13 protein-coding genes are annotated in these 12459 nt (G+C 61.6%); 1 reads left to right on the top strand and 12 read right to left on the bottom strand.

Annotated elements, in window-relative coordinates; genetic code table 11:
- Positions 1–48: 48 nt before the first annotated feature.
- The 11 genes from A9K68_RS17775 to coaD all read right to left on the bottom strand — a co-directional run bounded on the left by A9K68_RS17775 (position 49) and on the right by coaD (position 9132).
- Positions 49–780 (bottom strand): peptidase, encoded by a 732-nt coding sequence (locus A9K68_RS17775; protein WP_065009553.1) that lies wholly within the window; start codon positions 778–780, stop codon positions 49–51.
- Between the two features lie 31 nt (positions 781–811).
- The gene (locus tag A9K68_RS17770; RefSeq protein WP_065009552.1) at positions 812–1606 is read right to left on the bottom strand and encodes a transglutaminase family protein; all 795 of its coding nucleotides are present in this window, start codon (positions 1604–1606) and stop codon (positions 812–814) included.
- A 62-nt stretch (positions 1607–1668) separates the two neighbouring features.
- Entirely contained in the window at positions 1669–2610 is a 942-nt protein-coding gene (locus tag A9K68_RS17765; protein WP_029352858.1) for an alpha-E domain-containing protein, read from the bottom strand.
- Between the two features lie 137 nt (positions 2611–2747).
- The gene (locus A9K68_RS17760) at positions 2748–4160 is read right to left on the bottom strand and encodes a circularly permuted type 2 ATP-grasp protein (protein WP_065009640.1); all 1413 of its coding nucleotides are present in this window, start codon (positions 4158–4160) and stop codon (positions 2748–2750) included.
- Between the two features lie 170 nt (positions 4161–4330).
- The gene (locus A9K68_RS17755; protein ID WP_029352863.1) at positions 4331–4567 is read right to left on the bottom strand and encodes an Lrp/AsnC family transcriptional regulator; all 237 of its coding nucleotides are present in this window, start codon (positions 4565–4567) and stop codon (positions 4331–4333) included.
- Positions 4568–4777: 210 nt separating this feature from the next.
- Positions 4778–5908 (bottom strand): tRNA guanosine(34) transglycosylase Tgt, encoded by a 1131-nt coding sequence (gene tgt, locus A9K68_RS17750; protein WP_065009551.1) that lies wholly within the window; start codon positions 5906–5908, stop codon positions 4778–4780.
- Positions 5905–7017: a tRNA preQ1(34) S-adenosylmethionine ribosyltransferase-isomerase QueA gene (gene queA, locus A9K68_RS17745; protein ID WP_065009550.1), complete on the bottom strand. Its 1113-nt coding sequence runs from the start codon at positions 7015–7017 to the stop codon at positions 5905–5907. The genes tgt and queA overlap by 4 nt, the downstream gene beginning before the upstream one ends.
- Positions 7018–7029: 12 nt before the next feature.
- Positions 7030–7428 carry a hypothetical protein gene (locus A9K68_RS17740; protein ID WP_065009549.1) on the bottom strand — a complete coding sequence of 133 codons (399 nt, stop codon included), beginning with the start codon at positions 7426–7428 and terminating at the stop codon, positions 7030–7032.
- Entirely contained in the window at positions 7425–7937 is a 513-nt protein-coding gene (locus A9K68_RS17735) for a peptidylprolyl isomerase (RefSeq protein WP_065009548.1), read from the bottom strand. Before A9K68_RS17735 ends, A9K68_RS17740 begins: the two co-directional genes overlap by 4 nt.
- A 28-nt stretch (positions 7938–7965) precedes the next feature.
- Complete coding sequence (locus A9K68_RS17730; protein ID WP_065009639.1) at positions 7966–8556, bottom strand: peptidylprolyl isomerase; 591 nt, start codon at positions 8554–8556, stop codon at positions 7966–7968.
- 75 nt (positions 8557–8631) lie between these two features.
- A complete protein-coding gene (gene coaD / locus A9K68_RS17725) occupies positions 8632–9132 on the bottom strand; it encodes a pantetheine-phosphate adenylyltransferase (protein ID WP_065009547.1) in 501 nt (166 codons plus the stop codon).
- Positions 9133–9429: 297 nt separating this feature from the next.
- Here coaD and A9K68_RS31350 point away from each other — a divergent pair, with 297 nt between their 5' ends.
- Positions 9430–9582 (top strand): hypothetical protein, encoded by a 153-nt coding sequence (locus A9K68_RS31350; RefSeq protein ID WP_082982506.1) that lies wholly within the window; start codon positions 9430–9432, stop codon positions 9580–9582.
- 44 nt (positions 9583–9626) lie between these two features.
- Here the strand turns inward: A9K68_RS31350 and gyrA are convergent, their stop codons facing one another.
- On the bottom strand, positions 9627–12437 hold the full coding sequence (gene gyrA, locus A9K68_RS17720) for a DNA gyrase subunit A (protein WP_065009546.1): 2811 nt from the start codon (positions 12435–12437) through the stop codon (positions 9627–9629).
- Positions 12438–12459: the final 22 nt, after the last annotated feature.

Raw genomic sequence — 12459 nt, 5'->3', positions numbered from 1 at the left:
TCCGTCGCATCGAGCCCAGAAATCAAAGAGCACGAAAAACGGAGGCTTTCATTCGGGAAAATCAGGCAGGCTCGCGAAAGCGGTCTTCAGCGCGTTCGACCAGCCGTCCGAGATCGTGCGATAATATTGATCGTCCTGGGCTATCCGTTTCTTCAGGCTGACCTTGAAGGCGTCCTTTTCGTAGAACAGCAGGTCAAGCGGCAGACCGACCGACAGGTTCGATTTCAGCGTCGAGTCGAACGACACCAGCAGGAGTTTCACCGTCTCGGCGAAACTCATCGTCTTTTCATAGGCGCGGATGATGATCGGCTTGCCGTATTTGGTCTCGCCGATCTGGAAAAACGGCGTGTCATCGGTCGATTCGATGAAATTGCCTTCCGGATAGATCATGAACAGCCGCGGCGCGCTGCCCTTGATCTGGCCGCCGAGGATAAAGGAGGCATTGAAATAGGAATCGGCCTTTTCGCCTGCCGGCGACGAACTGGCGATGACTTCCTTAACGGTGTCGCCGACCATCCGCACCGTCTGATACATAGACGGCGTTTCGAGCAGAGTGGCGTGGCGATCGGCCACCGCCTTGGTGCGTTCGTCGAGCAAACTGACGACCGCCTGCGTCGTCGCCAGATTGCCGGCCGACATCAGCACGATGACGCGCTCGCCCGGCTCTTCCCAGACATGCATCTTCTTGAAGGTCGAGATCGAATCCATGCCGGCGTTGGTACGCGTGTCCGACATGAACACGAGCCCGCGATCGATCTTCAGGCCGACGCAATAGGTCATCGAATCTCTTTGGCAGCAATCTTGCCGTGGATTACTGCTCCACGGTGACGATGACCGCAAGCTGTTCTTCCGCTTGTCCCAGCCGAATTCCCGACACCGGCGTGGCATCGCGGTAATCACGGCCGGTCGCCACCTTTACATAGCGTTCGTCGGGCGAAATGCCGTTGGCGACGTCGAACGCGACCCAGCCGAGGCCCGCAACATGCGCCTCAGCCCAGGCATGGCTTGCCGCTTGCTCGACCGCCGCATCCATCATCAAATAGCCGCTGACGTAGCGGGCCGGAAACCCCATGGCGCGCGCCGTGGCGGCAAAGATGTGGCTGTGGTCCTGGCAGACGCCGGTCTTGAGCGCCAGCGCGTCCTCGGCCGGGGTCGCCGCATTGGTGATACCCGGCGTATAAGCCACGCGCTCGCCGATCACGGCCATCAGCCGGTGCAGCCTTTCGATATCGGTCCCCTCGCCAACCGAGGCCGCGAGTTCGCGAATGCCGCTCCCGATCGTGGTCAACGGGGTTTCATGGCCAAACAGCCAGAGCGGCGCGAAACCCTGATGTGGCCCGGAGACGCCAGCGGTGTCGCGTGTCACCACCTCGCCTGATGCCTCGACGGTGATGAAATCGCGCTCACCTTCGACGCTCAACAGCCGCGTATCGTTGCCGAAATGGTCGATGAAGCGCACTTCCTCGCGTGCCCCTTCGATCGTCAGCGCCCAGGACAAAACGGTCTGCGTCGGCCCGCTGACTGGAAGCAGCCGCAACCGCTGCAATAGATAATGCACCGGCGCATCGTAGCGGTATTCGGTCCGGTGGGTGATCTTCAGCCGCATTGCTCTCGTCCCCTGAGCATGATCTTTACCGGAAAACCGGCGTTCACTTTCCGGGATCATGCTCAATAGAACCTGTAGTCCTGCGCGATCTCGTCGCCGAGCCTGGTGTTGTCGCGAATGAAATTGGCCAGGAATTCGTGCAGGCCGGCGTCAAATATGTCCTTGATCGAGCCGGCCGTCAGCATGGCCTGGGTCTTGCCGGCTGTCGCATGACAGGCGTGGCGTTCGCCATAATCGTCGCCCAGGAATTTCAGGTGCTCCGTCAGGAAACGGTAGCAGAAGGTCAGCGAGCGCGGCATTCGAACATTGAGGATCAGATAGTCGGCAATGTTGCTCGGCTTGTAGTCGGCCTCGTATACCCAGCGATACGAGCGGTGCGCCGACACCGAACGTAGGATCGATTCCCACTGATAATTGTCGAGCGTCGAGCCGACCCACGAGATCGACGGCAACAGCACGTAATACTTCACGTCCAGGATGCGTGCCGTGTTGTCGGCGCGTTCGACATAGGTGCCGAGCTGCGAGAAATCGAAGATCTCGTTGCGCAGCATGGTGCCGTAGAATGAACCGCGGATCAGCGCCGTTTCGCGCTTGATCGCGTCGAGCACGCTGGGCAGGTCGCGTTCGTCGATCGGCTTGGCCAGCATGCGCTTCAGCGACATCCAGGCCTCGTTGATGCTTTCCCAGGTTTCGCGCGTCAGCGCGGTGCGCACCATGCGGGCGTTGTTGCGGGCCGTCTCGATCGACGCCATCGTGCTCGACGGGTTCGATGTGTCGCGAAGCAGGAAATCCGCGACGTTGGCGGCGGTATAGTCGGAATATTTCTGCGTGAAGGCAGCGTCCGAACCGGCGCTGAGCAGCACCGAATTCCACTCTTCGGAGGCGTTCTGCGTACGGGTCAGCGCCATGCGCAGCCCGGCATCGACCAGCCGCGCCATGTTTTCCGCCCGCTCGATGTAGCGGTTCATCCAGTAGAGCCCGTTGGCGGTGCGGCCGAGAAGCATGTGGGGCTGCCCTTCGGGCTAGTGGGTAGTGAGGGGTGAGTAATACATGGTGAATGTTCGGAATTTGACGGAGTATGACATTGTGCTTTCCCTCTACTACTGACTACTGACTACTGACTATTCACTACTTGCTCGTCTCAATCATCCAGCACCCACGTATCCTTGGTGCCGCCGCCCTGCGATGAGTTGACCACCAGCGAGCCTTCCTTCAGCGCCACGCGCGTCAGCCCGCCCGGCACGATCTGGATGCGGTCGGAAACCAGCACGTAGGGCCTGAGGTCGACATGGCGCGGCGCCAGCCCTTTGTCGGTCAGGATCGGACAGGTCGACAGCGCCAGCGTTGGCTGGGCGATGTAGTTCGACGGTTTTGCCGCGAGTTTCTTGGAAAAATCCTCGCATTCCTTCTTGGTCGCCGCCGGCCCGACCAGCATGCCGTAGCCGCCTGAGCCGTGCACCTCCTTCACCACCAGCTCGTCGATATGTTCGAGAACGTATTTCAGGCTGTCCGGCTCCGAGCAGCGCCAGGTCGGGATGTTGCCGAGGATTGCCTTGCGGCCAGTGTAGAATTCGACGATCTCGGGCATATAGGAATAGATCGCCTTGTCGTCGGCGATGCCGGTTCCCGGCGCATTGGCGATGGTGATGTTGCCGGCGCGGTAGACATCCATGATGCCCGGCACTCCAAGTGCCGAGTCCGGACGGAAGGTCAGCGGATCGAGGAAAGAATCGTCCACCCTTCGATAAAGCACATCGATCTGCTTGTAGCCTTCGGTCGTGCGCATCGCGACGTGGCCATCGACGACGCGCAGATCCTGCCCCTCGACAAGCTGCACGCCCATCTGGTCGGCAAGGAACGCATGTTCGAAATAGGCGGAGTTGAAGCTGCCCGGCGTCAGCACGGCAATGGTCGGCGCACCTTTGGTGCTTTGCGGCCGCACCGCCGCCAGCGACTGGCGCAAGAGCTGCGGATAGTTTTCCACCGGCCGCACCTTGATCTGCTGGAACAGCTCGGGAAAGAGCTGCATCATCGTCTCGCGGTTCTCCAGCATGTAGGACACGCCAGACGGCGTCCGCGCATTGTCCTCCAGCACGTAGAATTCGTTCTCGCTGATGCGCACGATATCGACGCCGATGATATGGGTGTAGACGCCGGCCGGCGGCCTTACCCCGATCATCTCCGGCAGGAACGCCTCATTCCTGGCGATCAATTCCTTGGGGACGCGCCCGGCGCGCAATATCTCCTGGCGGTGGTAGATATCGTCGAGAAACGCGTTCAGCGCCTGGACGCGCTGCTCGATGCCTTGCGTCAGCCGTCGCCATTCGTTGCCGGAAATGATGCGCGGAACGATATCGAAGGGAATAAGGCGTTCGGAGGCTTCCTGCTCGCCATAGACAGCAAAGGTGATGCCGGTCTTGCGAAAGACGCGTTCGGCGTCCTGCATCTTCTCGGTAAGCCTGGCCGGATCCTGCTCCTTCAGCCAGCGGTCGTAAGCCGAATACGGTTTTCTCAATCCGGAGATTTCCGGAAGCATTTCGTCGAACGCTGCCAATCGCATACTCCCCTGTGAGACCATTTCACTGGCGTCACGGGAGAAAATCAAGCGCAATCGGTGATTTGGAGGTGCTGGCGATCAGTATGTCGCGACCTGCCTAAAATTAGGGCAGCGCCGATATGGCTGGGTCAGGCTTTGCCTTGTGCCCGGGCAGGGGCCGGCGCCACTCAGAAGGCGCGGAAGGTGACAACCGTAAACGTGTCCTTGATGCCGGGAAGAATCTGCACCTTCTCGTTGACGAAGTGGCCTATGTCTTCCTCGTCGTCGACATAGAATTTGGCGAGCAAATCGTAGTTGCCGGCTGTCGAGTAGATTTCCGAAGCGATCTCGGCATCGGCCAATGCGCCGGCAACGTCATAGGCCCTGCCCAGATCGCACTTTATCTGCACGAAAAATGCCTTCATTGCCCGGTCCTGCTCAACTTGCACGCATAAGCGGCCCTTGTGGCAGACTGCCGCCCGGCTTTCAAGCATCAGGACGGCGCTCAGGCAGAACGCGACCTGAGGGAAGCTTTAGTACAGCCAAACGACGGATGCACGCTGGCGCTGAGACCGTGGAGCGCTGCCAAGCGCAGGCTATGCCCTGCGCGCGCTCGCTTCGCTGCGAGGGCCCGCTCACATCACCGGGATATCGCCCCTTGCCCAGCCCTCGGAAATTGCCGCCGCTTGCGCCTCGAAGGCGCCGGCTTCGATGGCGGCACGAATATCCTGCATCAGCCTCTGGTAGTAGGAAAGATTGTTCCAGGTCAGCAGCATCGCCCCCAGCGCCTCTTGCGAGCGGACCAGATGGTGCAGATAGGCGCGTGAATAATCTCTGGCGGCCGGGCAGTCGCTCTCCTCGTCCAGCGGGCGCGGATCGTCGGCATGGCGAGCGTTCCGCAGATTGACCTTGCCGCGCCTTGTATAGGCGAGGCCATGACGGCCGGCGCGCGTCGGCATCACGCAATCGAACATATCGATGCCGCGTGCCACCGATTTCAATATGTCGTCAGGCGTGCCGACACCCATCAGATAGCGCGGCCTATCCGCCGGCAGCTCCGGACAGGTGATGTCGAGCATTTCGAGCATCACCGCTTGCGGTTCGCCGACCGCCAGCCCGCCGATGGCGTAGCCCTTGAGGTCCATAGCTTTCAGCGCCTGCGCCGAGCGCAGCCGCAGGGCCGGTATGTCGCCGCCCTGGACGATGCCGAACATCGCCTTGCCCGGTTGGTCCCCGAATGCCGTCTTGCAACGTTCGGCCCAGCGCAGCGACAGCTCCATGGCCCGCTCGATCTCCTTCTCCATGGCCGGCAGCGCGGTGCATTCGTCGAGCTGCATCTGGATTTCGGAATCGAGCAGTCCCTGGATTTCGATCGAGCGCTCGGGCGACATCTCATAGGGGGCGCCATCAATATGTGAGCGAAAGGTGACGCCCTTTTCGGTGAGTTTCCTCAGTTTCGACAGCGACATTACCTGGAAGCCGCCGCTGTCGGTCAGGATCGGGTGCGGCCAGCGGGCGAATTCATGCAGACCGCCAAGCCGCGCCACACGTTCGGCGCCAGGCCGCAGCATCAGATGATAGGTATTGCCAAGGATAATGTCCGAGCCGACGCCGCGCACCTGATCCATATACATGGTCTTGACCGTGCCGCCGGTGCCGACCGGCATGAAGGCTGGCGTGCGGATTTCTCCGCGCGGCACAGTGATGGAGCCGCGCCGCGCTTTCCCGTCGATCGCCAGCACCTCGAAGGTGAACGCCTTAGTCATTGAATTCCTTGTCCTATACCGGGCGCGCGTCCATCGTTCTCCTCTTTGAACAGAAGGCTTGCATCTCCGTAGGAGTAGAACCTGTAGCTGTTCTCGATGGCATGCGCATAGGCCGCACGCATTGTTTCCAGACCACAAAACGCCGAAACCAGCATGAACAGCGTCGAACGCGGCAGATGGAAATTGGTCATCAGCATGTCGGCGGCCTTAAAACGGTAGCCGGGGGTGATGAAGATGTCGGTCGGACCCGACCATCCAGCCAATGTGCCGTCCTCCCGCGCGGCGCTCTCCAGCAGGCGCAGCGACGTCGTTCCGACGGCGATGATGTGCCCGCCGCGCGCTTTCGCCGCGTTCAGCGCCTCGGCGGTTTCCGGGCTGACCGAACCGATTTCGGCATGCATCTTGTGATCGGCGGTGTCGTCGACTTTCACCGGCAGGAACGTGCCGGCGCCGACATGCAGGGTGACGAATCGCCGCTCGACGCCTTTGGCATCCAGCGCCGCGAAAAGCTCGGGCGTGAAATGCAGGCCGGCAGTGGGTGCCGCCACGGCCCCCTCCTCCCTGGCATAGATGGTCTGGTAGTCTTTGCGGTCGCGTTCGTCGTCGTCGCGCTTCGAAGCGATGTAAGGCGGCAGCGGAATGTGACCGACGGCGTGCAACGCCTCATCGAGAAACGGACCTGAGAGGTCAAAACCGAGCAAAGCCTCGCCGGCCTCGCCTTTCTCGATCACCTTGGCATCGAGCTGGCCGAGAAAGCAGGAATTGGCGTCATGGCCGAAATGGACGCGGTCACCGGCGGCGATGCGCTTGCCCGGCCGCATGAAAGCCAGCCAGCGGTCGGGAGCCACCCGCATGTGCAGCGTGGCTTCGACTTGCGCCACCGCTTCGCCGCGCCGCCTGATGCCTTTCAACTGTGCCGGAATGACCTTGGTGTCGTTGAAGACCAGCACGTCACCGGTCTCGAGCAGGGACGGCAGCTCGCGCACCATCCGGTCTTCGCGGCCCTCACCCGGCCTGACAACCAGCATTTTGGCGCTGTCGCGCGGTTCTGCCGGTCGAAGCGCGATACGCTCCTCCGGCAGATCAAAGTCGAAAAGATCGACGCGCAAGAAAATCCCGCCTCAAAATTCCGGGCAGGTCACCGCCCAGGCGCCAACACCGTCGATGCTCAGCGTGCCGCCCATTGCGAAATTGGACTGTTCGCTGGCCTTGACCAGTCGCAATTTGGCGACGATCGAGCTGATGCCCTCATCGGTGAGATCGATCGCCATGTGCTGGTCGTCCTCGAATGCCTGTCCGACGATGACTTTCGTCGAACCCGGCCGACCGTCGGTGGTCCAGTTCCTGCCGCCGGCATCAAGCCATACACGCGCAACCGCGATGACGGCAGTGTGCCCCATCAGGACGTCGATCGATGCCGCGTCGCCTTCGGCGCTGCAAACAATCGATTCCGTCGCCAGCGCCGGAGTGGCCGCCGCGACAAGCATCAGAGTGATAGCCGCGACAGCCCGGTAGGTCATTTCACGTCGGCTGCCACCTTCAGCGACACGATCTTGTCGGGATCCGGCACCGGCTCGCCGCGCTTGATCTTGTCGACATTGTCCATGCCCTCGATGACCTGGCCCCAGACCGTGTATTGGCGGTTGAGGAAGGCGGCATCGTCGAAGCAGATGAAGAACTGCGAATTGGCCGAGTTCGGATTCTGCGAGCGCGCCATCGAGCAGGTGCCACGGCCGTGATTGGCGTTAGAGAACTCCGCCTTCAGGTCGGGCTTGTCGGAGCCGCCCGTGCCAGCGCGCGCCGGTGCGAAAGAGGGCTTGGTGGAATTGCCGAATTTCACGTCGCCGGTCTGCGCCATGAACCCCTCGATGACGCGATGGAACACCACGCCGTCATAAGCGCCTTCGCGCGCCAGTTCCTTGATGCGGCCGACATGGCCAGGCGCCAGATCGGGAAACAGTTCGATGACGACCTTGCCCTTGGTCGTTTCCATGATGAGCGCGTTCTCGCGGTCCTTGATCTCGGCCATGTCAGAATATCCTTTGGAACTAATGGGTTTACTTGCCGTCGGCGGCGATGCGCACCTTGATCATGCGATCGGGATCAGTGACAACCCCGTTCTGTGCCGCATCGCCTTTCTTTATCTGGTCCACCAACTCCATCCCGTTCTCGACATTACCGACGATAGTGTACTGGCCATCGAGCGGCGGCGCCGGCGCGAACATGATGAAGAACTGGGAATTGGCAGAATCCGGGTCCTGCGAGCGGGCCATGCCGACCACGCCGCGCTCGTAGCGCTCGGACGTCGAGAATTCGGCCGGTAGGTCGGGAAGATCGGAACCACCAGTACCGACAGCATCGGAGTTGAAGCCGTTCTTCATGTTGCCGAACTTCACGTCGCCGGTCTGCGCCATGAAGCCGTCGATGACGCGGTGGAAAGCGACGTTGTCGTAAGCGCCCTGACGAACCAGCTTCTTGATCTGCTCGACATGCTTCGGCGCGAGATCGGGCCTGAGCGCGATTGTCACGTCGCCGCCCTTCAGCGTTATGATCATGGTGTTTTCCGGATCGGCCGCGAACGCCGCAACGGTTGCAGCCACAAGACTGAAAACAACGACAAAGCAGGTGGCGAGCCTTTTGAGCGGCATGGATATTTCTCCGAAAACCTTTGTTTCAAGCATGTCGTTGTCCCAAAGCCGGGTTCCACGTTGGGGCGACACGCATTATTTCGCGAATTTGGCGGTAAGTGCGTCGGCCACAGCCGCCGGCACGAAGGGGCGGATGTCGCCTCCCATGGAGGCTATCTGACGGACAAGTGTGGCGGTAATGGTTCGCACCGAAGGGCTGGCGGGCAGAAAAACTGTCTGCAGTTCCGGCGCCATCGTCTCGTTCATGCCGGCCATCTGCATCTCGTAGTCGAGATCGGTGCCATCGCGCAGGCCGCGGATCATGATCGAGGCGCCCTGCTTCCTGGCCGCGTCGATGACCAGCCCGTCGAAAGCGACAATCTTGATGCGCGCGCCGTCGCGGCCAAATTCGGCCTTCGTCGCTGCTTCGATGAGGCCGACCCGTTCCTCGAACGAAAACAGCGGCTTTTTGCCGGGATGAATGCCGATCGCCGCATAGACTGTGTCCGCCACGGCCAGCGACGCCTTCAGCACATCGAGATGGCCGTTGGTCAGCGGGTCGAAGGAGCCGGCATAAAGGGCGATGCGTTCGGTCATGGCAGGTGCTTCTAGCGAGCCTCTCTCGCAAAGGCAAATCCGATCAGCGAGCCGCCAATGCATGTCGCCCAAAAGTGTGCAGCGGTTTTGGACAACGACATGCACCCAAACAGAGCCTCAAAGCGCAACGCCTGAGCCACGGTAATCGCGATGCGCTTTGTGTGAACCTTTTGGCCGAGATGAACGGCCAATGAACGGGCCGATCACGAAGCCTTCACGCAGCGTTCACTAGGTTGCAGCTTCAGGAGATGAAACCAAAACCCCATTTAATCGTTGCTAGGTGCAGGAGACACGCACATGCTGATCTACATGCTCGCCACCGCAATGACCGTCGCCATGCTGATCGCCACCGTATTCGGGCTGCATCAGGAAGCAGAGCGCGTCCGCGCCAAGTCCAATGCCAAGCGGTTCGGAGGCTTTGGTATCCGCAAGCCGTTTCGCCACCGCTAGCTGTTGACGGCGCCGGCCCATCGGGCCCGCATTGCCCGTCACACCTACTCGGCGTTGTTGTCCAGGCCAACGTCTTCAGTACCAATATCCAGAGTTGCGTCGCCCTCGACACTCTCTTCCGCTTCCTCGTCGGATTGCGGTTCCGATATCCGCTCCACCGAAACGACCTTCTCGCCGTCGGCCGTGTTGAAGATGGTCACGCCCTTGGTGGCGCGGCTGGCGAAACGGATGCCGTTGACCGGTACGCGGATGACGGTGCCGCCATCCGAGACAAGCATGATCTGGTCGTCATTGCCGACCGGGAAAGTCGCCACCAGACGGCCGATCTCAGCCACTTTCGACACATCGGTGGCGCGGATGCCCTTGCCGCCGCGCCCTGTGAGGCGGAAATCATAGGAAGACGAACGCTTGCCGTAGCCATATTCCGTCACCGTCAGCACGAATTGCTCGTGTGCCTTGAGGAATTCGTAGCGCTCGTCGGAAAGCTCCGTCTCCTCGCCGACCTCCTCATTGGTGAGCTGGATGTCTTCGTCCTCGCCCGCCGCAATGCCGGCGGCGAGCCGCCTTTCCGCCGCCACTCGCCTGAGATAAGCGGCGCGCTCGGCCGGCGGCGCCTCGACATGTTCGATCACCGCCATCGAGATCACCCGGTCGGCGGCAGCCATGGCGATGCCGCGCACGCCGACCGAGTTGCGGCTCTGGAAGACGCGCACGTCGCTGACCGAGAAGCGGATGCACTGGCCGGAGCTTGCTGTCAGAAGCACGTCGTCATTGTCGGTGCAGGTCTCGACGCCGAGGATCTCGTCGCCTTCCTCTTCCAGCTTCATCGCGATCTTGCCGTTGCGGTTGACCTGGACGAAGTCCGACAGCTTGTTGCGGCGCACCGTGCCGCGGGTGGTGGCGAACATCACGTCGAGCTCGCCCCAGCTGGTCTCGTCCTCAGGCAGCGGCATGATGGTGGTGATGCGTTCGCCCTGCTCCAGCGGCAGCATGTTGATCAGCGCCTTGCCGCGCGACTGCGGATTGCCGATCGGCAGGCGCCAGACCTTTTCCTTGTAGACGATGCCACGCGAGGAGAAGAACAGCACCGGCGTGTGCGTGTTGGCAACGAACAGCCTAGTGACGAAATCCTCTTCCTTGGTCGACATTCCGGATCGGCCCTTGCCACCGCGCCGCTGCGCCCGGTAGAGCGATAACGGCACGCGCTTGATGTAGCCGGAATGGCTGACCGTCACGACCATGTCCTCGCGCTGGATCAGGTCCTCGTCTTCCATATCAGCCCCGCCCTCGGAGAGCTCGGTACGGCGCGGCGTGCCGAACTCGTCGCGGACGGCGGCAAGCTCGTTCTTGACGATCTGCTGAATGCGGGCGCGGGACGACAGGATGTCCAGGTAGTCCTTGATCTCGTCGCCGATCGTGTTCAACTCGTCGGCGATTTCGTCGCGACCGAGCGCGGTCAGGCGCTGCAGGCGCAGTTCGAGGATGGCGCGCGCCTGTTCCTCGGACAGATTGTATGTGCCGTCCTCGTTGACGCGGTGGCGCGGATCGTCGATCAGCAGGATCAGCGATTCGACGTCGCCCGAAGGCCAGCGCCGCTCCATCAACTGCTCGCGCGCCGTCTGCGGGTCCGGCGCGGTGCGGATCAGCTTTATGACCTCATCGATGTTGGCAACGGCAATGGCAAGGCCGACCAGCACATGGGCGCGGTCGCGCGCCTTGCGCAGCAGGAATTTCGTGCGCCGGCTGATCACGTCCTCGCGGAAGGCGACAAACGCCTTCAGCATGTCGGTCAGCGTCAGCAATTCCGGCTTGCCGCCGTTCAGCGCCACCATATTGGCCCCGAAGGACGTCTGCAGCGGCGTGAAACGGTAGAGCTGGTTGAGGATGACGTCGGCGACCGCGTCGCGCTTCAGTTCGATGACGACGCGGTAACCCTGGCGGTCGCTCTCGTCGCGGATGTCGGAAATGCCCTCTATGCGCTTGTCGCGCACCAGCTCCGCCATCTTCTCGATCATCGACGACTTGTTCACCTGGTAGGGAACTTCGGTGATGACGATCGACTCACGGTCGTTGCCGCGCGCCTCGACGTTGACGCGCCCGCGCATGACGATGGACCCGCGGCCGGTCGAATAGGCGCTGTAGATGCCGGAGCGGCCGAGCACGATGCCGCCGGTCGGGAAATCCGGCCCCGGAATGATCTCCATCAACGCCGGCAGATCGATCGCCGGATTGTCGATGAGGGCGATGGCGCCGTTGCAGACCTCGCCCAGATTGTGCGGCGGGATGTTGGTGGCCATGCCGACGGCGATGCCGCCGGAGCCGTTGACCAACAGGTTTGGAAAGCGCGCCGGCAGGACTTTCGGCTCGCTGCCGGACGCATCATAAGTGTCCTGGAAATCGACGGTGTCCTTGTCGATGTCTTCCAGCAACTCATGCGCGACCTTCGTCAGGCGCGATTCGGTGTAACGCATCGCCGCCGGCGGATCACCGTCGATCGAGCCGAAATTGCCCTGCCCGTCGATCAGCGGCACACGCAGCGACCAATCCTGCGCCATGCGCACCAAGGCGTCGTAGATCGAGGCGTCGCCATGCGGATGGTATTTACCCATCACGTCGGCGACCGGGCGCGCCGACTTCACGTATTTGCGGTTCCAGTGGTAGCCGCTCTCATGGGCGGCATAGAGGATGCGGCGATGCACCGGCTTCAGCCCGTCGCGCACATCGGGCAGCGCACGGCTGACGATCACGCTCATCGCGTAATCGAGGTAGGAGCGCTGCATCTCCTCGAGGATGGATATCGGCTCGATGCCGGTCGGGCCGCCGTCGGCGCCGCGCGGTGTCTTCTGGTCGGTCAAATCAGGTCACAATCTAATCGGG

This window comes from Mesorhizobium sp. AA22, assembly GCF_001672375.2.
Taxonomy (GTDB): domain Bacteria; phylum Pseudomonadota; class Alphaproteobacteria; order Rhizobiales; family Rhizobiaceae; genus Mesorhizobium; species Mesorhizobium wenxiniae.
Note: the sequence above shows the minus strand (reverse complement) of the source record. Positions and strands in the feature narration are given on the sequence as shown.

What these genes read in the sequence shown, in the direction of transcription:
- A9K68_RS17775 (WP_065009553.1), bottom strand. Translation starts at nt 780, where the DNA reads ATGACCTATTGCGTCGGCCTGAAGATCGATCGCGGGCTCGTGTTCATG.
- A9K68_RS17770 (WP_065009552.1), bottom strand. Translation starts at nt 1,606, where the DNA reads ATGCGGCTGAAGATCACCCACCGGACCGAATACCGCTACGATGCGCCG.
- A9K68_RS17765 (WP_029352858.1), bottom strand. Translation starts at nt 2,610, where the DNA reads ATGCTTCTCGGCCGCACCGCCAACGGGCTCTACTGGATGAACCGCTAC.
- A9K68_RS17755 (WP_029352863.1), bottom strand. Translation starts at nt 4,567, where the DNA reads ATGAAGGCATTTTTCGTGCAGATAAAGTGCGATCTGGGCAGGGCCTAT.
- tgt (WP_065009551.1), bottom strand. Translation starts at nt 5,908, where the DNA reads ATGACTAAGGCGTTCACCTTCGAGGTGCTGGCGATCGACGGGAAAGCG.
- A9K68_RS17740 (WP_065009549.1), bottom strand. Translation starts at nt 7,428, where the DNA reads ATGACCTACCGGGCTGTCGCGGCTATCACTCTGATGCTTGTCGCGGCG.
- A9K68_RS17735 (WP_065009548.1), bottom strand. Translation starts at nt 7,937, where the DNA reads ATGGCCGAGATCAAGGACCGCGAGAACGCGCTCATCATGGAAACGACC.
- A9K68_RS17730 (WP_065009639.1), bottom strand. Translation starts at nt 8,556, where the DNA reads ATGCCGCTCAAAAGGCTCGCCACCTGCTTTGTCGTTGTTTTCAGTCTT.
- coaD (WP_065009547.1), bottom strand. Translation starts at nt 9,132, where the DNA reads ATGACCGAACGCATCGCCCTTTATGCCGGCTCCTTCGACCCGCTGACC.
- A9K68_RS31350 (WP_082982506.1), top strand. Translation starts at nt 9,430, where the DNA reads ATGCTGATCTACATGCTCGCCACCGCAATGACCGTCGCCATGCTGATC.